General features: G+C 73.9%; 18 protein-coding genes. 9 read left to right on the top strand and 9 right to left on the bottom strand.

Translation table 11 applies throughout. The features are described 5' to 3' along the window. Positions 1 to 3: 3 nt before the first annotated feature. Positions 4 to 4,632 carry an ATP-dependent helicase gene (locus tag IH48_RS0111350; RefSeq protein ID WP_030902513.1) on the bottom strand — a complete coding sequence of 1,543 codons (4,629 nt, stop codon included), beginning with the start codon at positions 4,630 to 4,632 and terminating at the stop codon, positions 4 to 6. A 63-nt stretch (positions 4,633 to 4,695) separates the two neighbouring features. Between IH48_RS0111350 and IH48_RS0111355 the strand changes: the two genes are divergently transcribed. After that, on the top strand, positions 4,696 to 4,890 hold the full coding sequence (locus tag IH48_RS0111355; RefSeq protein WP_030902515.1) for a DUF3046 domain-containing protein: 195 nt from the start codon (positions 4,696 to 4,698) through the stop codon (positions 4,888 to 4,890). Between the two features lie 95 nt (positions 4,891 to 4,985). Here the strand turns inward: IH48_RS0111355 and IH48_RS36980 are convergent, their stop codons facing one another. Both IH48_RS36980 and IH48_RS0111365 read right to left on the bottom strand, forming a co-directional pair. After that, entirely contained in the window at positions 4,986 to 5,294 is a 309-nt protein-coding gene (locus tag IH48_RS36980) for a hypothetical protein (protein ID WP_037841703.1), read from the bottom strand. Between the two features lie 82 nt (positions 5,295 to 5,376). Then, complete coding sequence (locus IH48_RS0111365) at positions 5,377 to 6,249, bottom strand: oxidoreductase (RefSeq protein ID WP_030902519.1); 873 nt, start codon at positions 6,247 to 6,249, stop codon at positions 5,377 to 5,379. A 129-nt stretch (positions 6,250 to 6,378) separates the two neighbouring features. Between IH48_RS0111365 and recA the strand changes: the two genes are divergently transcribed. After that, positions 6,379 to 7,527: a recombinase RecA gene (gene recA, locus IH48_RS0111370; RefSeq protein WP_030902521.1), complete on the top strand. Its 1,149-nt coding sequence runs from the start codon at positions 6,379 to 6,381 to the stop codon at positions 7,525 to 7,527. Between the two features lie 6 nt (positions 7,528 to 7,533). After that, entirely contained in the window at positions 7,534 to 8,154 is a 621-nt protein-coding gene (gene recX, locus IH48_RS0111375) for a recombination regulator RecX (protein ID WP_030902523.1), read from the top strand. 43 nt (positions 8,155 to 8,197) lie between these two features. Here the strand turns inward: recX and IH48_RS0111380 are convergent, their stop codons facing one another. The 5 genes from IH48_RS0111380 to IH48_RS0111395 form a co-directional block, all read right to left on the bottom strand. Continuing rightward, on the bottom strand, positions 8,198 to 8,593 hold the full coding sequence (locus IH48_RS0111380) for a rhodanese-like domain-containing protein (protein ID WP_030902525.1): 396 nt from the start codon (positions 8,591 to 8,593) through the stop codon (positions 8,198 to 8,200). After that, positions 8,590 to 9,162 (bottom strand): cysteine dioxygenase, encoded by a 573-nt coding sequence (locus IH48_RS0111385; RefSeq protein ID WP_030902526.1) that lies wholly within the window; start codon positions 9,160 to 9,162, stop codon positions 8,590 to 8,592. The genes IH48_RS0111380 and IH48_RS0111385 overlap by 4 nt, the downstream gene beginning before the upstream one ends. Positions 9,163 to 9,277: 115 nt before the next feature. Further along, entirely contained in the window at positions 9,278 to 9,364 is an 87-nt protein-coding gene (locus IH48_RS37620) for a putative leader peptide (RefSeq protein WP_372449243.1), read from the bottom strand. Positions 9,365 to 9,396: 32 nt separating this feature from the next. Continuing rightward, positions 9,397 to 11,001: an FAD-dependent monooxygenase gene (locus IH48_RS0111390; RefSeq protein ID WP_030902527.1), complete on the bottom strand. Its 1,605-nt coding sequence runs from the start codon at positions 10,999 to 11,001 to the stop codon at positions 9,397 to 9,399. A gap of 223 nt (positions 11,002 to 11,224) precedes the next feature. Next, positions 11,225 to 12,007 carry an amino acid ABC transporter ATP-binding protein gene (locus tag IH48_RS0111395; RefSeq protein ID WP_030902529.1) on the bottom strand — a complete coding sequence of 261 codons (783 nt, stop codon included), beginning with the start codon at positions 12,005 to 12,007 and terminating at the stop codon, positions 11,225 to 11,227. Positions 12,008 to 12,206: 199 nt separating this feature from the next. On the opposite strand from IH48_RS0111395, the gene miaB reads away from it, so the two are divergent. Further along, entirely contained in the window at positions 12,207 to 13,715 is a 1,509-nt protein-coding gene (gene miaB, locus IH48_RS0111400) for a tRNA (N6-isopentenyl adenosine(37)-C2)-methylthiotransferase MiaB (protein WP_078849635.1), read from the top strand. A gap of 337 nt (positions 13,716 to 14,052) precedes the next feature. Here miaB and IH48_RS0111405 read toward each other — a convergent pair whose 3' ends face one another. Further along, complete coding sequence (locus IH48_RS0111405) at positions 14,053 to 14,292, bottom strand: antitoxin (protein ID WP_030902532.1); 240 nt, start codon at positions 14,290 to 14,292, stop codon at positions 14,053 to 14,055. A gap of 123 nt (positions 14,293 to 14,415) precedes the next feature. On the opposite strand from IH48_RS0111405, the gene miaA reads away from it, so the two are divergent. The 5 genes from miaA to IH48_RS0111430 all read left to right on the top strand — a co-directional run bounded on the left by miaA (position 14,416) and on the right by IH48_RS0111430 (position 20,875). Beyond that, positions 14,416 to 15,354, top strand: a complete 939-nt coding sequence (miaA, locus tag IH48_RS0111410; RefSeq protein ID WP_030902533.1) for a tRNA (adenosine(37)-N6)-dimethylallyltransferase MiaA — start codon at positions 14,416 to 14,418, stop codon at positions 15,352 to 15,354. Between the two features lie 107 nt (positions 15,355 to 15,461). Beyond that, a complete protein-coding gene (locus IH48_RS0111415; RefSeq protein ID WP_030902534.1) occupies positions 15,462 to 16,013 on the top strand; it encodes a hypothetical protein in 552 nt (183 codons plus the stop codon). 57 nt (positions 16,014 to 16,070) lie between these two features. After that, on the top strand, positions 16,071 to 16,949 hold the full coding sequence (gene dapF / locus IH48_RS0111420; RefSeq protein ID WP_030902535.1) for a diaminopimelate epimerase: 879 nt from the start codon (positions 16,071 to 16,073) through the stop codon (positions 16,947 to 16,949). 152 nt (positions 16,950 to 17,101) lie between these two features. Beyond that, positions 17,102 to 19,195 carry a RelA/SpoT family protein gene (locus IH48_RS0111425; protein ID WP_030902536.1) on the top strand — a complete coding sequence of 698 codons (2,094 nt, stop codon included), beginning with the start codon at positions 17,102 to 17,104 and terminating at the stop codon, positions 19,193 to 19,195. Between the two features lie 126 nt (positions 19,196 to 19,321). Continuing rightward, positions 19,322 to 20,875: a M1 family metallopeptidase gene (locus IH48_RS0111430; RefSeq protein ID WP_078849637.1), complete on the top strand. Its 1,554-nt coding sequence runs from the start codon at positions 19,322 to 19,324 to the stop codon at positions 20,873 to 20,875. Positions 20,876 to 20,929: the final 54 nt, after the last annotated feature.

A 20,929-nucleotide genomic window follows, 5' to 3' on the forward strand; every position in this document is an offset into this window, starting at 1 on the left:
GCTTCACGCCCTCAGCCGCAGCCCGCGCGGCGTCGCGTGGAACCCGGCGGCCTCGAGCGCCGCTCCCAGCGGTGACGTCAGCGCGGCGGCGCCGTTCGCCCGCTCCACGGTGATCGTGCCGAGCGCCCCTGCCGCGGCCGCGGACGCGAGTGCGCCGGCCGCCGCGGCGAACCCGGGTCCTTCCGGGTCGGCGGCCCAGGACAGCAGGGTCTTGCCGCCACGCTCCACGTACAGCGTCAGCTCCCCGTCGACCAGCACGACGAGGGAGCCCGCCTTCCTGCCGGGCTTGTGGCTCGCATCCTCCGGAGGCTCGGGCCACGGCAGCGCGGCGCCGTACGCGTTGGCGGGGTCGGCCGCGGCGAGGACGACCGCCTGCGGTCGCGGGTGCGCCGCCGCCCGCTCACGCGCCGTGGCCGCCGCGCGTACCCGGTCCACGGCGCCGTCCATGGCGAACTGCGCTGCGCCAAGGCCTTCGACCACGTAGCCGCGGCGCGCCTGGCCGCTGTCCTCGAACGCGGAAAGCACCCGGTACACGGCGGAGAACCCGCCCTCGACACCCTCGGCCGCGACCGCCCCGCGCGTCACGACGCCATGCCGGTCCAGCAGGGCGCGGGCCAGCGCGTGTGCGCGATGCGTCGCGTCCGGCTCCCGGCCCGGCAGCAGCGACCAGCGGCCGCTGACCGTCGGCGGGCCGGCACGCGAAGCGGTCCTCGCGGCGGCCGCCGGTGAACCGTACCGGCCCCGGGGGACGGACCTGCGGGCACGGTGCGCCGTCGCCCCCGCCGTACGCCCCGAGCCGAGGTAGGAGCGCAGCGGCGCGAGCGTGTCGTTGGTGAGCCGCCCCGACCAGGCGAGGTCCCAGACGGCGTCCGCGAGCTGCGGGTCCGTGGCGTCGGGGTGCGTCGTCGCGCGGACCTGCTCCGCTATCTGCCGGAAGAACAGGCCGTAGCCCCCGCTCAGGGCGGTCAGCACGGACTCGTGCACCGCGGTGAGCTCCAGCGGGTGCGGCGGAGGCAGCAGCAGCGGCGCGGTGTCGGCGAGGTACAGCGACACCCAGCCGTCCTTGCCCGGCAGGGCGCCCGCGCCCGCCCACAGCACCTCCCCCGTGGTGGTCAGCTCGTCCAGCATCGCCGGGGCGTAACCGGAGACCCGCGAGGACAGGACCAGCCGCTCGAGCGCGGACGCCGGCACGGCGGCGCCCTGCAGCTGCTCGACGGTGCGGGCCAGGCCGTCGATGCCGTGCAGCCGGTGCGCCCCCAGGTGCTGCCACTGCGGCAGGAAGGACGCGAGCGCCGTCGGCGCGACCGGTTCGAGCTCCTCGCGCAGCGCGGCCAGCGAGCGGCGGCGCAGCCTGCGCAGCACCGTCGCGTCGCACCACTCCTGGCCGATGCCCTCGGGATGGAACTCGCCCTGCACGACCTTGCCTGCCGCCGCGAGCCGGTGCAGCGCGCCGTCCGTGACGGCCGTGCCGAGGCCGAACCGGGCGGCGGCCTGCGCCGACGTGAAGGGGCCATGGGTGCGGGCGTAGCGCGCGAGCAGATCGCCCAGGGGGTCCTTGACCGGCTCCATGAACGCCTCGGGCACGCCGACGGGCAGCGCCGTGCCCAGTGCGTCCCTCAGCCGGCCCGCGTCCTCGACGGCGGCCCAGTGCTCCGCGCCGCCGATCCGGACCTCGATGGCGCGGCGGTGCGCCGCCAGCTGTCCGGCCCAGTCCGCCTCGGAGCCGCGCTCCGCCAGCTCCGAGGCCGTGAGCGGGCCGAGCACGCGCAGCAGGTCCGCCACTCCTTCGGCGTCCTTGACCCGCCGGTCGTCCGTCAGCCACTGGAGCTCGCGCTCCAGCTCGGCCAGCACCGCGGGGTCGAGGAGCTCCCGCAGCTCCGCCTGGCCCAGCAGCTCCGCAAGCAGCCGCGAGTCGAGTGACAGCGCCGCGGCCCGGCGTTCGGCGAGCGGCGAGTCGCCCTCGTACAGGAACTGCGCGACGTAGCCGAACAGCAGGGAACGTGCGAACGGGGACGGCTCAACCGTGGTGACCTCGACGAGCCGCACCCTGCGCGCCTCGATGTCGCCCATCAGCTCCGTGAGGCCCGGCACGTCGAACACGTCCTGTAGGCACTCGCGCACCGCTTCGAGAACGATGGGGAAGGACCCGAACTCGCTCGCCACCTGGAGCAGCTGGGAGGCACGCTGGCGCTGCTGCCACAGTGGCGTGCGCCTGCCGGGGCTGCGGCGCGGCAGCAGCAGCGCGCGCGCCGCGCACTCGCGGAACCGGGACGCGAACAGCGCGGAGCCGCCCACCTGCTCCGTGACGACGCCGCGCACGTCGCCCGCGTCGAACGTGACATCACCCGCGCCCACCGGCGGCTGCTCGCTGTCGTACGACGCCTCGGACGCGGCGGGCTCGGCGTCGAGCAGGTCGAACCCCATGAGGTCGGCGTCGGGCAGCCGCAGCACGATGCCGTCGTCCGCGTGCATCACCTGCGCGTCCATGCCGTAGCGCTCGGCGAGGCGGGACGACAGGGCGAGGGCCCACGGTGCGTGCACCTGCGCGCCGAACGGCGAGTGCACCACGACGCGCCAGTCGCCCAGCTCGTCCCTGAACCGCTCCACGACGATCGTGCGGTCGTCGGGGACGTGCCCGCACGCCTTTCGCTGCTCGTCCAGGTACGACAGGACATTCCCGGCGGCCCACGTGTCGAGGCCGGCCGTCATCAGCCGCAGGCGCGCGTCCTCCTCGGACAGCGCGCCGACCTCGCGCAGGAAGGCCCCCACGGCCCGCCCCAGCTCGAGCGGCCTGCCGAGCTGGTCCCCCTTCCAGAACGGCAGCCGCCCCGGCGTGCCGGGTGCGGGGGTGACCAGGACGCGGTCGCGGGTGATGTCCTCGATGCGCCACGAGGTCGTGCCCAGCGTGAAGACGTCCCCGACGCGCGACTCGTAGACCATCTCCTCGTCCAGCTCGCCGACCCGGCCGCCGCCCTTCTTCGGGTCGGCGCCCGCGAGGAACACGCCGAACAGGCCGCGGTCGGGGATCGTGCCGCCCGAGGTGACGGCCAGGCGCTGCGCGCCCGGCCTGCCCGTCACCGTGCCCGCCACGCGGTCCCACACCACCCGGGGGCGCAGCTCGGCGAACGCGTCCGACGGATAACGGCCCGCCAGCATGTCGAGCACTCCCGTGAACGCCGACTCGGGCAGGGCGGCGAACGGCGCCGCCCTGCGCACCGTCGCCAGCAGGTCGTCCACCTGCCGGGTGTCGAGCGCGACCATGGCGACGAGCTGCTGCGCGAGCACGTCCAGCGGGTTCGCCGGTACGCGCAGCGCCTCGATGGCGCCCTCCCGCATCCGCTCCGTCACGACCGCCGCCTGCACGAGGTCGCCGCGGTACTTGGGGAAGACCACGCCGGTCGACACCGCTCCCACCTGGTGGCCGGCCCGCCCCACGCGCTGCAGGCCGGACGCCACCGACGGCGGGGACTCGACCTGCACGACGAGGTCGACCGAGCCCATGTCGATGCCGAGCTCCAGGCTTGACGTCGCCACCACTGCCGGAAGCCTGCCCGCCTTCAGGTCCTCCTCGACCTGCGCGCGCTGCTCCTTGGACACCGAGCCGTGGTGCGCGCGTGCCAGCAGCGCGGGGGCGCCCTGGGCGGCCCCGGCCTGCGCCATGACCTCGGCGGGGGAGTGGTCGGCGGGCAGCGCCTCGCCCGTGGCGCGCTCGTAGGCGATCTCGTTCAGCCGGTTGCACAGGCGCTCGGCGAGCCGCCGCGAGTTGGCGAAGACGATCGTCGACCTGTGGGCCTGCACGAGGTCGGCGATGCGCTCCTCCACATGCGGCCAGATCGACGGCTTCTCTCCGCCGGCCCCGGCGCCGCCGTCCGCGGCGGGCGAGCCGCCGAGCTCGCCGAGGTCCTCCACGGGCACGACCACCGACAGGTCGAACTCCTTGCCCGACGGCGGCTGCACGATCTCCACGCGGCGCTGCGGCGAGAGGAAGCGCGCCACCTCCTCGACGGGCCTGACCGTCGCCGACAGGCCGATCCTGCGCGCGGGGCGCGGCAGCAGCTCGTCGAGCCGCTCCAGCGACAGCGCGAGGTGCGCGCCGCGCTTCGTGCCCGCCACCGCGTGCACCTCGTCGAGGATCACGGTCTCGACGCCCGCCAGCGCGTCGCGCGCGGACGACGTCAGCATCAGGAAGAGCGACTCGGGCGTCGTGATCAGGATGTCCGGCGGCCGCGTGGCGAAGGCGCGGCGCTCCGCGGCGGGGGTGTCGCCCGAGCGGATGCCCACCCGGACGTCCGGCTCGGACAGCCCGAGCCGGGCCGACTCCTGCCTGATGCCCGTGAGCGGGCTGCGCAGATTGCGCTCCACGTCGACCGCGAGCGCCTTGAGCGGCGACACGTACAGCACCCGGCACCGCTTTTTCGCCTCGGCCGGAGGTGGCACCGAGGCGAGCCCGTCCAGCGCGGCGAGGAACGCGGCGAGCGTCTTGCCCGAGCCCGTGGGCGCCACGACCAGCACGTCCGAGCCCTCGCCGATGGCGCGCCAGGCCCCCTCCTGCGCCGCGGTGGGTGCGGAGAACGCCCCTGAGAACCAGCCGCGGGTCGCGGGGGAGAAGGAGTCGAGCACGCTGCCTGCCATGCCCCCATCGTGCACCCCGCCACTGACAACGAGGCGGCACTCGGTGGGCGGGATACTGGGCGCATGCGGTTGACGATTTTCTGGGAGCGCATGGCCGAGCACTTCGGCCCCGCGTACGCCGACTCCTTCGCACGCGACCACGTGATGGCCGGGCTGGGCGGCCGTACGGTGCACGAGGCCCTGGCCGACGGCTGGGACGCGAAGGACGTCTGGCGCGTGGTCTGCGAGGTCATGGGGGTACCGGCCGAGCGGCGCTGAGTGGCCCCCTGGCCCTGCGCGGGGTCGCCGCGCCGCCGTGGGCCGTTCGGGTGAGCCCCGCGGACGTACGCGGGGCTCGCGTACGTCCGCGGGGCTCAGAGGAAATCGGCCTCGTCGTGCCCGCCGTACGGCCGGCCGCCGCCCTGTTCCCTCTCCCTCTCCCGCTTCCGCCGCCTGCGCCGGGCCCGCTCCGCCGCCTCGGCCGCGAGCGCCGCCCTGGACGCCACATGGATCGGCAGCAGGCTCAGCCCCCAGCCGCCCACGACGACCGCCTTCACCACCGTCTCCGCGTGCTCGGGCGCGAGCACCAGCCGTGCCACCGCCCACCACCAGGCGCCGCCGAGTACGAGTGCCGATACGACGGCCGGTATGCGGGCCGGTACGAGAGCTCCATGCCTGGCCATGGCTGCCTCCTCCGGGCGGTACCCGCCGAGTCGCCCGCTCTCGCAGTCTGCCCCTGCGTGTCGGGCGCCGCATCCACGCGGGTCAGGCGGCGAGCAGCGCCATGTCCTCCTCGGTCAGCGAGAGCTGCGCCGAGGCCATGTTCTCCTCCAGGTGTGCGAGCGAGGCGGTGCCCGGGATCTGCACGACGGAGGGCGAGCGCGCCAGTCCCCAGGCGATCGCGACCTGGTGCTCCGTGGCGCCGTGCCGCTCCGCGACCTTGCGCAGGGCCGCGTCGGAGAGGGAGCCGCCCGAGCCGCCGAGCGCGAAGAACGGCACGAAAGCGATGCCGGCGGCCGCGCACGTGTCGACCAGTGCGTCGTCGTCCTGGTCGAGCACGCCGTAGCGGTTCTGCACGGCGGCCACAGGCGCGATGGCCCGGGCCTCGGCGAGCTGCGCGGCCGTCACGTTGCTCACGCCCAGGTGCCGGATCAGGCCCTCGTCGCGCAGCCGCGAGAGCGCGGCGAAACGCTCGCCGAGCGGGGCGCCGTTGGACCCGCTGAGCCTGCCCACCCGCAGGTAGACCAGGTCGAGGGCGTCCAGGCCCAAGTCCTTGAGGTTCTGCCGCACCGCGGCGCGCAACTGGCCGGGGCCCGCCTCGCCGACCATCTCGCCGTCCTCATTGCGGAGGGGACCGACCTTGGTGGCGATGGACAGGCCCTCCGGGTAGGGGTGGAGGGCGCGGCGCAGGATGTCGTTGGCGCGGACGCCGCCGGCCGAGAAGTAGAAGGCGGCGGTGTCGATGTGGAGGGCGCCGAGCTCCACCGCGCGCCGGGCGACGGCCGCCGACTGCGCGGGGGAGCGAGCGGGCCCGCCCACGGGTCCTGGAAGCTGCATCGCGCCGAAGCCGAGGCGCGGAACGGTGAGGGTGCCGCCGAGGGCGAAGGTGGTGTCCGTGCCGCGTGGTGCGCTTGACATCAAAATCGAACATCCATTCTCATGAGGGTCGGGGGAACGAGGGTGGGAGGCGTGGCGGGCCCATTGTCAGTGGCAGGCGATAGCGTCATTGACGTGAAGCGATCGACTCAAGCAAATCGGGTGGAACCCATGGCAGGTACGGACCGCGAGAAGGCGCTGGACGCCGCGCTCGCGCAGATTGAGCGGCAGTTCGGCAAGGGCGCGGTGATGCGCCTGGGCGAGCGGCCGAACGAGCCGGTCGAGGTCATCCCCACGGGGTCGACCGCGCTGGATGTCGCCCTCGGCGTCGGCGGGCTGCCCCGCGGGCGCGTGGTGGAGGTGTACGGCCCCGAGTCCTCCGGCAAGACGACCCTCACGCTGCACGCGGTGGCGAACGCCCAGCGCGCGGGCGGAGCGGTGGCCTTCGTGGACGCGGAGCACGCGCTCGACCCCGAGTACGCGAAGAAGCTCGGCGTCGACATCGACAACCTGATCCTCTCCCAGCCGGACAACGGCGAGCAGGCGCTGGAAATCGTGGACATGCTGGTCCGCTCCGGCGCGCTCGACCTGATCGTCATCGACTCCGTCGCCGCGCTCGTACCGCGCGCGGAGATCGAGGGCGAGATGGGCGACTCGCACGTGGGCCTCCAGGCCCGGTTGATGAGCCAGGCGCTGCGGAAGATCACCAGCGCGCTCAACCAGTCGAAGACGACGGCCATCTTCATCAACCAGCTCCGCGAGAAGATCGGCGTCATGTTCGGCTCCCCGGAGACCACGACGGGTGGCCGCGCGCTCAAGTTCTACGCGTCGGTGCGTCTCGACATCCGGCGCATCGAGACCCTGAAGGACGGCACGGAGGCCGTCGGCAACCGCACGCGCGTCAAGGTGGTCAAGAACAAGGTCGCGCCCCCCTTCAAGCAGGCCGAGTTCGACATCCTCTACGGGCAGGGCATCAGCCGCGAGGGCGGCCTGATCGACATGGGCGTGGAGCACGGCTTCGTGCGCAAGGCCGGCGCCTGGTACACGTACGAGGGCGACCAGCTCGGCCAGGGCAAGGAGAACGCGCGCAACTTCCTGAAGGACAACCCCGACCTGGCGAACGAGATCGAGAAGAAGATCCTCGAGAAGCTGGGCGTCGGCGTCAGGCCCGAGGAGGCGGCGAGCGAGACCACGGCTGACGGCACGCCCGCCCCGGCGGCCGAAGGCGCCAAGGCGGTGCCCGCGCCCGCCGCGGCGGTCCCGGCGACCGCGTCCACGGGCAAGGCCAAGGCGGCCAAGGCCGCCGCCGGCAAGAACTAGCCGTCCGTGCCCGAGGAGGAGCCTTCCCGTACCGGAGCCGGGCCAAGGGCCGGGAAGCGGGGACGGACAGCAAGGCCGGGCGGCAGCTCCGACCCGTCGAGGGCCGGGCAGGAGCTGCCGCCCCAGGACCCGGCCGAGCGGGCGCGTGCCATCTGCCTGCGCCTGCTCACCGGCATGCCACGGACGCGCAAGCAGTTGGCGGACGCACTGCGCAAGCGGGAGATCCCCGACGACGTGGCGGAAGAGGTGCTCTCCCGCTTCGAGGACGTGGGGCTGATCAACGATGCCGCGTTCGCGGACGCATGGGTGGAGTCGCGCCATCACGGCCGCGGCCTCGCCCGCCGCGCGCTCGCCAGGGAACTGCGGACGAAGGGTGTCGAGTCCGCGGTGATCGACGAGGCAGTCGGGCAGCTGGACGCGGAGCGCGAGGAGGCCACGGCACGCGAGCTGGTCGCGGCCAAGCTGCGTACGACGCGCGGCATGGACCGCGACCGCAGGCTGCGCCGTATCGTCGGCGTGCTGGCGCGCAAGGGGTACGGCCAGGGCCTGGCACTCCGGGTGGTGCGGCAGGCACTGGAGGAAGAGGGCGAGGAAACCGGGGGCCTGGACGAGGTCTTCCCGGACTGACCCGTCCGGGTGCGGGCCACCGGCCCGGGCATGACCGCCCCGGTCACCGTCCGACCGGGAGCCCCTCCGCGCGCCAGGCCTGGAAGCCGCCCTCCAGGTCCGTCGCCCGGTGCAGGCCCAGTTGGCGCAGTGACGCCGCGGCCAGCGACGACGCGTAGCCCTCGTTGCAGATCACCACGACCCGGCGGCCGTGGTCCGTCGCCTCCGGGATCTTGTGGCTGCCCTGCGGGTCCAGGCGCCACTCCAGCTCGTTGCGCTCGATCAGCACCGCCCCCGGGATCACGCCGTCCCGCTCGCGCTGCAGCTGGTAGCGGATGTCCACGAGCAGCGCGCCGTTCTCCGCGGCCCGCTGCGCGGCGCGTGGCCCGAGCCTGTCGAGGCCGATGCGGGCGCCCGCCAGCACGTCCTCGACGCGGGCCGGGCGCGTGGGCTCACTCATCGCCACTCCTGGGGAAGTTCGACCTCTTCGAGCCGCAGCACCGGTCCCGTTCTGCTGTAACGGCGCATCAGCGGCAACGGCGGATAATACGCGTGGACCGAGACGGAATGGCGCTCATCCGAGACGTTGCGCACCTCGTGCACATGGTGTTCGCCGAACGCCCGCGCGTCGCCCGTCCCGAGGACGCGGTGCCGGTCCACGCCCTCGGCGAGTTCCAGCGTCTTCCACCCCTCGGTGGGCAGCCGGGCCGCGAGCGAATCCTCCGTCAGCGCCCCCGCCGCCGTGGCGAAAGCGCCGTACGACCCTCCGTGGTCGTGCCATCCGGTGCCCGTGCCGGGCGGCCACCCGATCAGCCACGCCTCGCTGCCGCCGGGACCTTCCAGGCGCAGCCACGTACGGTCCTCCGGGTCGAGGGGCAGGGACGCGACGAGCCCCGCGTCGCCGGCCGCGGCCCGGGCGAAGGCCAGCAGCTCAGCGGGAGAGGGCCCGCCCGGCCGAGCGGGCAGCGAGGACTCGTCGGAAGCGGGATCGTGCGGGCGAGCGGGGAGGGATGAAGCGGAAACAGACATGGAGCGCCGTCCTGACGTGGTTCGCGGGTACGCGCGGCCGCCGCGCCCGGGCGCCCGGCCGGAACAGGGCAGGGCGCGGCGCGGCTGAGGTGCGCGGAGGAAATGAGAAGGCGAATCAGCGGGACGGGCGACACACGCAGCCCGCGTAGCGGACGAGGTCCATGTGGACCCTCCGCCACAGGTGTACGCGGGTGCCGGTCATGTTGCGGAGTACACCACGGGGGCGGACCCGGGTCAATTGACGTTCGCGGTGCGGTCCCCGGCGCTCGTGGCGGCACTTGAGGGAGCACCGCCACGAGCCGCGTCCGCCGCCGCGCGCAGCTCCCGCGGGTGCACGCCGCCGAACGCCGCGACGAGATGGCCGTCGGGGCGCACGAGCAGCACGTCGTGCGCGGACGCCCCCGGGTAGCCCTCCGCCACCAGCAGCTCGGCGTCCGCCGGCAGCTCCTCGACTGCGGCGGCGAGGCGCGGCATCACGCCGGCCTTCAGCCAGTGCCGCCTGTCCCACACCGCCGTGCCGGGCGCCACCAGCACGACCAGCAGCCTGCCACGGCCCAGCCGGTCGCGCAGCCTTCCCGCGGTGCCCTCGGGTGTGGTCACCCGGACGTCCGTGACCGGTGCGCCCACCGCCGTGCCGACCGAGGCCGCGCCCTGCCCGTGCTCCGCGGCGAGCGGCGAGTTCGGGTATGCGGGAGGCGCGCCCAGCGGCCCCTGGCCCAGGTGCCCGTCCGCGAGCAGCGTGTCGCGTCCGCCGGCGGATCCGGGCAGCAGGCCGCGCAGGCCACCGCCACCGCGCAGTATCGGCAGCGACTGGTCCGCGGCGCGCAGCCGTGCGGCGACCGCCGTGCGCCGCTCGGCCTGGTAGCTCGCGAGAAGTGTCTCCGTCGCGCCGTGGTGCCACGCGAGTGCCAGCTTCCACGCGAGGTTGTCGACGTCCCTGATGCCCTCGTCGAGGCCTTGCGTTCCGGCCGCGCCGAGGAGGTGCGCCGCGTCGCCCGCGAGGAACGCGCGATCGGCGCGCCACCGCTGCGCGAGCCGGTGGTGCAGGGTGTGGACGCCGGTGTCGAGCAGTTCGTAGGGCGGCGTCTCGCCGCACCAGCCCCCCAGCGCCTCACGCACGCGAGTCACCAGCGCGTCCGGCGTGACCAGGTCGCCGCGGGCCGGCAGCAGCCAGTCGAGCCGCCAGGCGCCGCCGGGCAGCGGCCGTGCGGCGACCTCCTCGCCGCCGGTGCGCCACGGCGGCTGCCGGTGGAGCACCGCCTCGCGCGGCCACGGCAGCTCGGCGCGCAGCGCGGCCACCGCGTACCGCTCCACCGCCGTGCGGCCGGGGAACCGTACGCCGAGCAGCTTGCGCACCGTGGACCTCGCGCCGTCGCACCCCACCAGGTAGCTGCCGCGCCAGTAGGCCGTGCCCGGGCCCTTGATATGGGCGGTGACGCCGTCGCGGTCCTGTTCCAAAGAGTCCAGGCGGCTGTTCGTGACGACCTTCACGAGGGACGTCTTCCCGATGGCCTCGCGCAGCCCGCGGCCGAGCGCGTGCTGCGCGATGTGCAGGGGCGACGGGAACCCCTCGACGGAGAGCGGCAGCCGGCGCACCGGCTGCTTGCGCCGCATCAGCCGCCAGCCGTCCCATCTGGCGCCCTCGTCACCGAGCGTGGTGCAGCCGAGCCGGGCCGCCAGCGCCGCGGTGTCCGGCCTGAGCACGACCGTGCGCGCCGCGCGCCGCTCGTCCTCGCCCCCGCTCTCGTCGAGGACCACGGAGGGGACCTCCTGGGCCGCCAGGGCCAGGGCCAGAGTGAGCCCCACGGGGCCGGCGCCGACGACGATCACCGGGTCCACGGGGCCGCCCCTCGGGCCCGTGCGGTCGTGCGGTCAATGGCGGCAGCCGTCCGGTGCGTGATCACAGAACGCATGCAACCGACTCGGGGTTCCCGCGTCAAGCGACGGCCTCGGCGGCGCGTACGGCGTCGGCCAGACCCTCGGGTGACACTCCGTCACCCGTGTCTCACCCGCCCCGTCGCCGACCGGGCGGGGAGGTCGTCGCGTGGCGAGCCCGCTGCCGTCAGTGGCGCAGGACCTTGGAGAGGAAGTCCTTCGCGCGGTCGCTGCGCGGCGCGGCGAAGAAGGCGTCGGCCGCGGCCTCCTCGACGATCCGGCCGTCCGCCATGAAGACGACCCGGTCCGCCGCGTACCGCGCGAAGCCCATCTCGTGCGTGACGACGATCATCGTCATGCCGTCCCGCGCCAACTGCCGCATGACGTCGAGCACCTCGCCCGTCATCTCCGGGTCGAGCGCCGACGTCGGCTCGTCGAAGAGCATGACCTTGGGGTCCATCGCGAGGGCGCGCGCGATGGCGACGCGCTGCTGCTGGCCGCCGGAGAGCCGTGCCGGGTACGTGTCGTACGGCACGCCGACGCCCACGCGGTCGAGCAGCAGCCGCGCCTTCTCCTGAGCCGCCCCGGGGCTCACCCCGCGCACCCTGATCTGGCCGAACGTCAGGTTCTCCAGCACGGTCTTGTGCGTGAAGAGGTTGAACGACTGGAAGACCATGCCCACGTCGGCCCTGAGCCTCGCGAGCTCCCTGCCCCCCTCGGGCAGGGGGTGGCCGTCGATGCTGACCGACCCCGAGTCGATCGCCTCCAGGCGGTTGATCGTGCGGCACAGAGTGGACTTGCCCGCGCCCGAGGGCCCGATCACCGCGACCACCTCACCGCGCGCGACGGTCAGGTCGACGTCCTTCAGCACGTGCAGTGGACCGTAGTGCTTGTCCACGTGGTTCAGCACCACCAGGCCGTCTCCACGCACCGCCCGCCGCGGCCGCGAGGCCGCCGGCACTCCGGTCATCGCCGTGCTCCGTCCTCCCGGCCCCGTGGACAGTGTGGACAGTACCGGGGAAGCGTCCTCGGGCACCGGCCGCGGGTGGCGGGGAACCGTCCACCACAATGCGCCAGAATTCACTCGAACAGGGGAGGGAGGCGTCGTCGGCGCCGGGCCGGAGCCGGCGCGGACCGGCACCCCGCGCCCAGCGCCTACCCTTGTGCGCATGAGCAGCAGTGACCCGAGCCAGACCGTGGGCGTCAACCGAAGCTATGCGATTCGCACCTACGGGTGTCAGATGAACGTCCACGACTCGGAACGGCTCTCGGGGCTGCTTGAGGGCGCGGGCTACGTGCGCGCACCCGAGGGCGAGGAGGAGGCGGATGTCGTCGTGTTCAACACGTGCGCCGTCCGGGAGAACGCCGACAACAAGCTCTACGGCAACCTCGGCCGCCTCGCCCCCGCGAAGACACGCAGGCCCGGCATGCAGATCGCCGTCGGCGGCTGCCTCGCGCAGAAGGACCGCGACACGATCCTGAAGAAGGCGCCCTGGGTCGACGTCGTCTTCGGCACGCACAACATCGGCAAGCTGCCCGTCCTCCTGGAACGCGCGCGCGTCCAGGAGGAGGCGCAGGTCGAGATCGCCGAGTCGCTGGAGGCCTTCCCCTCCACGCTGCCCACCCGCCGCGAGTCCGCGTACGCCGCGTGGGTGTCCGTCTCCGTCGGCTGCAACAACACCTGCACCTTCTGCATCGTGCCCGCGCTGCGCGGCAAGGAGAAGGACCGCAGGCCGGGCGACATCCTCGCCGAGATCGAGGCGCTGGTCGGCGAGGGTGTCTCCGAGATCACCCTGCTCGGCCAGAACGTCAACGCCTACGGGTCCGACATCGGCGACCGGCAGGCGTTCTCGAAACTGCTGCGCGCGTGCGGCGCGATCGAGGGCCTGGAACGAGTCCGCTTCACCTCGCCCCACCCGCGCGACTTCACCGACGACGTGATCACGGCGATGGCCGAGACGCCGAACGTGATGCCGCAGCTGCACATGCCTCTCCAGTCGGGCTCGGACGCGGTGCTGCGCGCGATGCGCCGCTCGTACCGGCAGGACCGCTACCTCGGCATCATCGAGAAGGTGCGGGCCGCGATCCCGCACGCCGCGATCTCCACGGACATCATCGTGGGCTTCCCCGGCGAGACCGAGGAGGACTTCGAGCAGACGCTGCACGTCGTGCGCGAGGCACGGTTCGCGCAGGCGTTCACCTTCCAGTACTCCAAGCGGCCCGGCACACCGGCGGCCGACATGGAGGGACAGATCCCCAAGGCGACCGTTCAGGAGCGCTACGAGCGCCTGGTCGCCCTCCAGGAGGAGATCTCCTGGGAGGAGAACAAGAAGCAGGTCGGCCGCACCCTGGAGGTCATGGTCGCCGAGGGCGAGGGCCGCAAGGACGGCGAGACCCACCGCCTCTCGGGCCGCGCCGCCGACAACCGCCTCGTCCACTTCACCAGGCCGGACGAGGACGTGCGGCCCGGCGACATGGTCACCGTGGACATCAGCTATGCCGCCCCGCACCACCTGCTGGCGCAGGGCCCCGTCACGCGCGTGCGGCGCACCAGGGCGGGCGACGCATGGGAGCGCCGCACCGCGGAGCAGGCCGCGCCCCAGGGCGTCATGCTGGGCCTGCCCGGCATCGGCGTGCCGGCCCCGTTCCCCGCGGCGGAGGGCTGCGCGGCCGGCTGACGGCGAGCAGGCCGCACCCACCGCGACGCCGCGCGCGGGATGCGGGCCGAAGGGTTCGACGTCTCGCTTGCCGGTGCGCCGGCCGCGCAGCACGCCGCCGCGCCCCCGCCGACTCGGCGCTCGGCTCGCGAGCCGACGTGCGCGGGGAGCGCCTTGACGCCCTCGCGGGGCTGCCGAGGGCGCGGGCCCCGCGAGGCAGGCCGCCGTACGACGAGGCGCCCTGCGGCGTCGGCTGCATCGTCGCGGCCCGATGGCAGGGCGCCCCGGCTGTCTCCGGGCGCTGCTCAGCGCGCGCCGTGCGCGGTCCGCCTCGCGGCGGGGACGCGCCCGGCACCGATCAGGCGTGCGGCGTGCCGCCGCCGTCGCCGCCCTGCTGGGACATGCGGTCGATGGCGCCCTTCGCCTTGCCCCTGCCCGCGTCGATGCGCTCGCTGTACTTGCCGTGGGTCCTCTCGTCGACCGCGCGCGCTGCCTTGTCGAGTCCCTGGCCGATGCGGTCGCCGTGCTGCGACGCCAGGTCGGAGACCTTGTCCCGCGCCGGCGCGAGCCGCGCCCTGAGCGATTCCCTGAAGCCCATGCGGCACCTTCCCGAAGAGTCGCGGACCACCTCATACCTGTACACAGGGTACGGCGGACAGGCGTGCCGTGCACGGACGGGACGGGGTCCCGCACGGCCCGCCGGATTTGCGAGACTGGGGCGGTGACAAGCGCAGCTCCCGCACCACGGGTCATCGCCGTCGTCGGTCCCACCGCGGCCGGCAAGTCCGATCTGGGCGTTCATCTCGCCCGCGAACTGGGCGGCGAAGTGGTCAACGCCGACTCCATGCAGCTGTATCGCGGCATGGACATCGGCACGGCCAAGCTGACCGAGGAGGAACGCGGCGGTGTGCCGCACCACCTGCTGGACATCTGGGACGTCACCGAGACCGCGAGCGTCGCCGAGTACCAGCGCCTCGCGCGCGCCGAGATCGACCGCCTGCGCGCCGCCGGCCGCGTACCCGTCCTCGTGGGCGGCTCCGGGCTGTACGTGCGGGGCGTGATCGACGCGCTCGACTTCCCCGGCACCGACCCCCAGGTGCGTGCGCGCCTGGAGTCCGAGCTGACGATGCGCGGCTCGGGCGCGCTGCACGCGCGCCTCGCCGCGGCGGACCCCGCGGCGGCGCGCGCCATCCTGCCGAGCAACGGCCGACGCGTCGTCAGGGCCCTTGAGGTGATCGAGATCACCGGCAGGCCCTTCACCGCCAACCTCCCAGGACACGAAGCCGTCTACGACACCGTGCAGATCGGCGTCGACGTCGAGCGGCCCGAGCTCGACGCGCGCATCGCGCTCCGCGTCGACCGCATGTGGGAGGCGGGGCTCGTCGAGGAGGTGCGCGCGCTCGAGGCGCGCGGGCTGCGCGACGGGCGCACGGCGTCGCGCGCGCTCGGCTACCAGCAGGTGCTCGCAGCCCTCGCGGGCACCTGCACGCAGGACGAGGCGCGCGCCGAGACCGTCCGTGCCACCAAGCGCTTCGCGAGGCGCCAGGACTCCTGGTTCAGGAGGGACCCGCGCGTGCACTGGCTCGCGGGCGCGGAGGGTGCCGCGGAGGAACTGCGGCGGCGGGCTCTCACGTTGGTCGAACGGGCGGTCACAGCCTGATCACGTGATGGCATCGGGACGCTCCGGGCGCCATTTCCGGGCCTGGGGCCGTGCCATCATCGAGCATCGATCCACCCGTGGAGTCCGAGTTGGGAGGGCGCGTGGCGATGGAGGCCGGCCCTCGCGATCCCCAGTCGGCGACGCGGAACGCGCCCGAGCCGTCCGGTGACGACGCGCCCGTGCCCGTCCCGGGCCAGTCCCCTGGACCCGCCCATGCGGTGCCGCCCGGCCTCAGCGCCGACGGCCCAGGGCAGGGCCTGACGCCCGACGGTCTCGCGTCCGACGGCCCCGAGGACGACCCGGAGTCCGAGCCCGCCACGCCCGAGGTCGAGGTGGAGCTCAGGCCGCAGGGCAGGTTCCGCATCTGGCAGATCGCACCCATCGTCGTGCTCGCGGGCGTCGGCTCCCTGATGTTCGCCTTCCCCCTCGCGTTCGGCACGGGCGACGGCGGTTCCGTGATCGCGATGCTCGGCCTGCTGCTCGGCTGCTGCGCCGCGGGATGGGGCATGACGGCCGCCCGCAAGGTCGGCTACACGTGGCCCGGCCTGCCCTCCAAGTCCTCCGGCGAGCGGGCCGACTGGCGCTTCGTCGCGCTGTACGTCGCGATCGCCGCGGTGATCGTGGCACTCGCGGTCTGGCGGGTCGCGCGGCTGCGCTGAGCAGGCCTTCCGAGGCCGGCATCGCGGGTTGCCGGCGCAGGATCCTACGATGGACACGTGACGGCACCGACCACGCCCCTGGCGTATCTCAAGGGACACGGCACGGAGAACGACTTCGTGATCGTTCCCGACCCGGACAACGCGCTCGACCTGCCGCCGCGCCTCGTGGCCGCACTCTGCGACCGCAGGGCCGGGGTCGGCGGGGACGGCGTGCTGCACGTCGTGCGGTCCGCCGCCCACCCCGAAGGGCGCGGGATGGCCGCCGAGGCCGAGTGGTTCATGGACTACCGCAACAGCGACGGCTCGGTCGCCGAGATGTGCGGCAACGGCGTCCGCGTCTTCGCCCGGTACCTCCAGCGGGCCGGGCACGTGCGCGCGGGCGATCTCGCCGTCGCCACGCGGGGCGGCGTGAAGCGCGTGCACGTCGCCAAGGACGGCGACGTCACGGTGCACATGGGCCGCGCCGCACTGCCGGAGGGCGCGGTGGACGTCACGGTGGGCGCGAGGACGTGGCCCGCGTACAACGTCAACATGGGCAACCCGCATGCCGTCGCGTTCGTCGACGACCTGGCGCACGCGGGCGACCTGCTCGCCCCGCCGCCGTTCGCCCCGGCCGAGGTCTACCCGGACGGGGTCAACGTCGAGTTCGTCGTCGACCGCGGGCCCCGCCACGTCGCCCTGCGCGTGCACGAGCGCGGCTCGGGCGAGACCCGGTCGTGCGGCACGGGCGCGTGCGCCGTCGCCGTGGCCGCGGCCCTCAGGGACGGCGCCGACCCGGCCGCGAGCGGCACGCCCGTCACGTACACGGTGGACCTGCCGGGCGGCCGGCTGGTGATCACGCAGCAGCCCGACGGGGAGATCGAGATGACGGGTCCCGCCGTGATCGTCGCCGAGGGAGTGATCACCACGGAATGGCTCGAAACGGCCTTCGGTTGAAACATGCAGGCGTTCGCTTGAACGGGTGATCCGTTTCACGCTGAACGAGTGCGGGTCCGGTCCACGTTGTGGGCTCGATAGCATCAAGCACCGGCCCCGAGGGCGCACCCCTGTCCCTCGTACCGCCGGTCGATCCTGCCCGGAGGTTGCCCATGAGTGCAGAGGCCACCAGCCCTGGTGTCCACGGCCGCAGGCGCGGCCTGCCCCGTATCGACCTCCGCCGGCTGGGCAGGGCGGCCCTGCTGGGGCCCGCGTCACGCGACAGGCTGCCCGACGCCATAGGGCATGTGGCCGAGGCGCACAGGGCGCACTTCCCCGACGCCGACATGGCGGTCCTGCACCGCGCGTACGTGCTGGCCGAGGCCTCGCACCGCGGCCAGTACCGTAAGAGCGGTGAGCCGTACATCACCCACCCGCTCGCCGTCACGCTGATCCTCGCCGAACTCGGCGCGGAGACCACCACGCTGACCGCCGCGATCCTGCACGACACGGTCGAGGACACCGACGTCACCCTCGACCAGGTGGGCCGCGAGTTCGGCGAGGAGGTCCGCTACCTCGTCGACGGCGTGACCAAGCTGGAGAAGGTCGACTACGGGGCGGCGGCGGAGCCGGAGACGTTCCGCAAAATGCTCGTCGCCACGGGCAACGACGTACGCGTGATGTCGATCAAACTCGCCGACCGGTTGCACAACATGCGCACGCTCGGCGTGATGCGCCCGGAGAAGCAGGAGCGGATCGCCAAGGTCACCAGGGACGTGCTCGTGCCCCTCGCCGAGCGGCTCGGGGTGCAGGCGATCAAGTCCGAGCTCGAGGACCTGGTCTTCGCCATCCTGTGCCGTGAGGACGCGGCGAGGGCCCGCGCCCTCATCGCGGAGAACGCCTCCGCGGGCGACGCGCTCGCGTCGATCGCGCAGGACGTGCGCCGGGTCCTGCGCGAGGCGGACCTCACGGCCGAGGTCCTCGTCAGGCCGCGCCACCTGGTCTCGGTGCACCGTGCCAGTGTCAAACGCGGCGAGATGCGCGCCACGGACTTCGGCAGGCTCCTCGTACTCGTCGCCGAGGACGCCGACTGCTACGGCGTACTCGGCGAGCTGCACACCTGCTTCACGCCGGTGATCTCCGAGTTCAAGGACTTCGTCGCCGCCCCCAAGTTCAACCTGTACCAGTCGCTGCACACCGCGGTCGCGGCGCCCGACGGGTCGGTCGCCGAGGTCCTGATCCGCACCCACCAGATGCACAAGGTGGCGGAGGCCGGGGTCGTCGCCCTCGGCAACCCGTACGCGCCGGCGCCCGCCGCGGGCGACGGCGGCGACACGCCGGACGGCGAGCGCGCCGACCCGACGCGGCCCGGCTGGCTCTCCCGCCTGCTGGAGTGGCAGGAGTCCGCGCCCGACCCCGACACGTTCTGGAAGACGCTCCGCGCCGACCTGGCACAGGACCGCGAGATCACCGTATTCCGCGCCGAGGGCGGCATGCTCGGCCTGCCGGCGGGCGCCACCTGCGTGGACGCCGCCTACGCCCAGTACGGCGAGGCCGCCCACCGATGTCTCGGCGCGCGCGTCAACGGCCGCCTCGTCGCCCTCGGCACCGTGCTGAACGACGGCGACACCGTCCAGGCCCTCCTCGCCCACGACACCACCTCGGGGCCCTCGCCCGAATGGCTCGAGCACGCCCGCACGCCCTCGGCGCGCATCTCGATCACCGGCTGGCTCGCCGCGCACCCCGACGCTGCGGCGCTGCCCGACGCATCGCCCCGCCCGCCCGCCGCGGTCTCGGCGGGGCCGCGCACCACGGCGGGCGTCGTCACGGAACGGCCCGACGCCCAGGTACGGCTCGCGGGCTGCTGCACGCCCGTGCCGCCCGACGACATCACCGCCTTCCAGGTACGGGGCGGCACCGTCACCGTGCACCGCGCCGAGTGCCCCGCGGCCCGCAGGATGAGCCAGTCCAAACGCTCTCCCGTGCCGGTCAGCTGGGCCGCGGGCGACACCGCCGGCTGCCAGGTGACGCTGCGCGCCGAGTCGTTCGGCCGGCCCCGGCTCATGGCCGACCTCACGGACGCCATGTCCACCGCGGGCGCCGCGATCATCTCCGCCACCGTCGAACCGCCCAGCAGGCAGCGCGTACGCCACACCTACACCGTCCAGCTCGCCGACGCCGCGCTGCTGCCCGGGCTGATGAGCGCCATGCGCGAGGTGCCGGGCGTGTACGACGTGAGCCGGGCCCAGCAACCCGCGCAGGCGTGACGCCCCGCTCGCACGGCGGCACGCCCACCGCACGCGCGTCCGCATCCGGCCCGCGGCCGAACCCGTTCGGCTGAGAGGGGCGCGCGCCGCCCCCGACCGCCCGCCGTCCCCTGGTAGCGGTGGGGCATGCTCCTCACCTCACGCCGTCTGCGTGCCGCGCTGCTCGCCACCGCGTCGGCCACCCTCGTCGCCGCCGCCCTGCCCGCTCCCTCCCCGCTCGGCATCGGCGACCGCCTCTTCCCCTACCTCGGCAACCCCGGCTACGACGTGGGCAGTTACGACATCGGCCTGACGTACACGGGCGACAACGACAAGCCGCTCGACGCGACCACCACCATCGACGCGACGGCGACCCGCAGGCTCGACCGCTTCAACCTCGACTTCACCCACGGCACCGTACGGTCCGTGACGGTCGACGGAAGGCCCGCGGCCTTCGCCACGGCGGGCGAGGACCTCGTGGTCACGCCGCACGACGTCGTCCCCGAGGGCGACCCGATGGAGGTCACCGTCCACCACACCAGCGACCCACGCGGCGACAACAGCGCGGGCGGCTGGATCCGCACCACGGACGGGCTGGTGATGGCCAACCAGGCGAACGCCGCACACCGCGTCTTCCCCTGCAACGACCACCCCTCCGACAAGGCCTACTTCACCTTCCACGTCTCCGCGCCCAAGAAGCTCACCGTCGTGGCGAACGGCGAGGAGACCGGCGAGAGCACCGAGGGCGCGGACACCACCTGGACCTACCGCACCAGGCACCCCATGGCCACCGAACTCGCGCAGGTCTCCATCGGCACGTCCGCCGTCGTCAGGAGCACAGGACCGCACGGCCTGCCCGTGCGCAGCGTGGTGCCCGCCGCCGACAGGAAGCGGCTCGGCCCGTGGCTCGCCAAGACACCGGACATGATCCAGTGGATGGAGCAGCGCGTCGGCCGCTACCCGTTCTCCGACTACGGCGTCCTGATCGCCGGCGCGAACACCGGGTTCGAGCTGGAGACGCAGACCCTGTCGCTCTTCGAACGCTCCCTGTTCGCCGCCGGCGGCGGCTACCCGTCGTGGTACGTCGACTCCCTGCTGGTGCACGAGCTCGCGCACCAGTGGTTCGGCGACAGCGTCTCCCCGCACCGCTGGTCCGACGTCTGGCTCAACGAGGGCCACGCCACCTGGTACGAGGGCACCTACGCGCAGGAGCACGGCGGCCCGGACTTCGCCCAGCGCATGCACGACGCGTACACAAGCTCCGACGCCTGGCGCGCGGCCGGCGGGCCGCCCGCCGCGCCCAAGGCTCCCGTGCCGGGGAAGCCGATCAGCATCTTCCGGCCCGTCGTCTACGACGGCAGCGCGCTGGTGCTCTACGCCCTGCGCCAGGAGGTCGGCGCCGCGACGTTCTCCCGCATCGAGCGCGACTGGGTGCGCGAGAACCGCGACTCCTCGGCCTCCTCGGCCGACTTCACCGCCCTGGCCTCCCGTGACGCGGGCCGGGACCTGACGGCCTTCTTCCACGGCTGGCTGTACGGCAAGAAGACGCCTCCGATGCCGGGACACCCCGACTGGCACAGCGCCGCGCCCGCCCAGCACACGGCGCGGCCCACGGCGAAGAAGCCGGCGCATCCCGACGCCACGTCCTCCGCGCCCGCCGCACACGGAGACAAGGCGTCCGCCGTGCGTGGCGGTGCGTGAAACACGGGTGACGGCGCGGGCGCGGCGTGCCACCATCGAACATGTCCGGGGGAA

Source organism: Streptomyces sp. NRRL F-5126 (assembly GCF_000721265.1).
GTDB lineage: Bacteria > Actinomycetota > Actinomycetes > Streptomycetales > Streptomycetaceae > Streptomyces.

Bases quoted from the DNA above. Each gene is read 5' to 3' on its own strand.
- IH48_RS0111350 (WP_030902513.1), bottom strand. From the start codon at position 4,632: ATGGCAGGCAGCGTGCTCGACTCCTTCTCCCCCGCGACCCGCGGCTGG.
- IH48_RS0111355 (WP_030902515.1), top strand. From the start codon at position 4,696: ATGCGGTTGACGATTTTCTGGGAGCGCATGGCCGAGCACTTCGGCCCC.
- IH48_RS36980 (WP_037841703.1), bottom strand. From the start codon at position 5,294: ATGGCCAGGCATGGAGCTCTCGTACCGGCCCGCATACCGGCCGTCGTA.
- IH48_RS0111365 (WP_030902519.1), bottom strand. From the start codon at position 6,249: ATGTCAAGCGCACCACGCGGCACGGACACCACCTTCGCCCTCGGCGGC.
- recA (WP_030902521.1), top strand. From the start codon at position 6,379: ATGGCAGGTACGGACCGCGAGAAGGCGCTGGACGCCGCGCTCGCGCAG.
- IH48_RS0111380 (WP_030902525.1), bottom strand. From the start codon at position 8,593: ATGAGTGAGCCCACGCGCCCGGCCCGCGTCGAGGACGTGCTGGCGGGC.
- IH48_RS0111385 (WP_030902526.1), bottom strand. From the start codon at position 9,162: ATGTCTGTTTCCGCTTCATCCCTCCCCGCTCGCCCGCACGATCCCGCT.
- IH48_RS37620 (WP_372449243.1), bottom strand. From the start codon at position 9,364: ATGACCGGCACCCGCGTACACCTGTGGCGGAGGGTCCACATGGACCTC.
- IH48_RS0111395 (WP_030902529.1), bottom strand. From the start codon at position 12,007: ATGACCGGAGTGCCGGCGGCCTCGCGGCCGCGGCGGGCGGTGCGTGGA.
- miaB (WP_078849635.1), top strand. From the start codon at position 12,207: ATGAGCAGCAGTGACCCGAGCCAGACCGTGGGCGTCAACCGAAGCTAT.
- IH48_RS0111405 (WP_030902532.1), bottom strand. From the start codon at position 14,292: ATGGGCTTCAGGGAATCGCTCAGGGCGCGGCTCGCGCCGGCGCGGGAC.
- IH48_RS0111415 (WP_030902534.1), top strand. From the start codon at position 15,462: ATGGAGGCCGGCCCTCGCGATCCCCAGTCGGCGACGCGGAACGCGCCC.
- IH48_RS0111425 (WP_030902536.1), top strand. From the start codon at position 17,102: ATGAGTGCAGAGGCCACCAGCCCTGGTGTCCACGGCCGCAGGCGCGGC.
- IH48_RS0111430 (WP_078849637.1), top strand. From the start codon at position 19,322: ATGCTCCTCACCTCACGCCGTCTGCGTGCCGCGCTGCTCGCCACCGCG.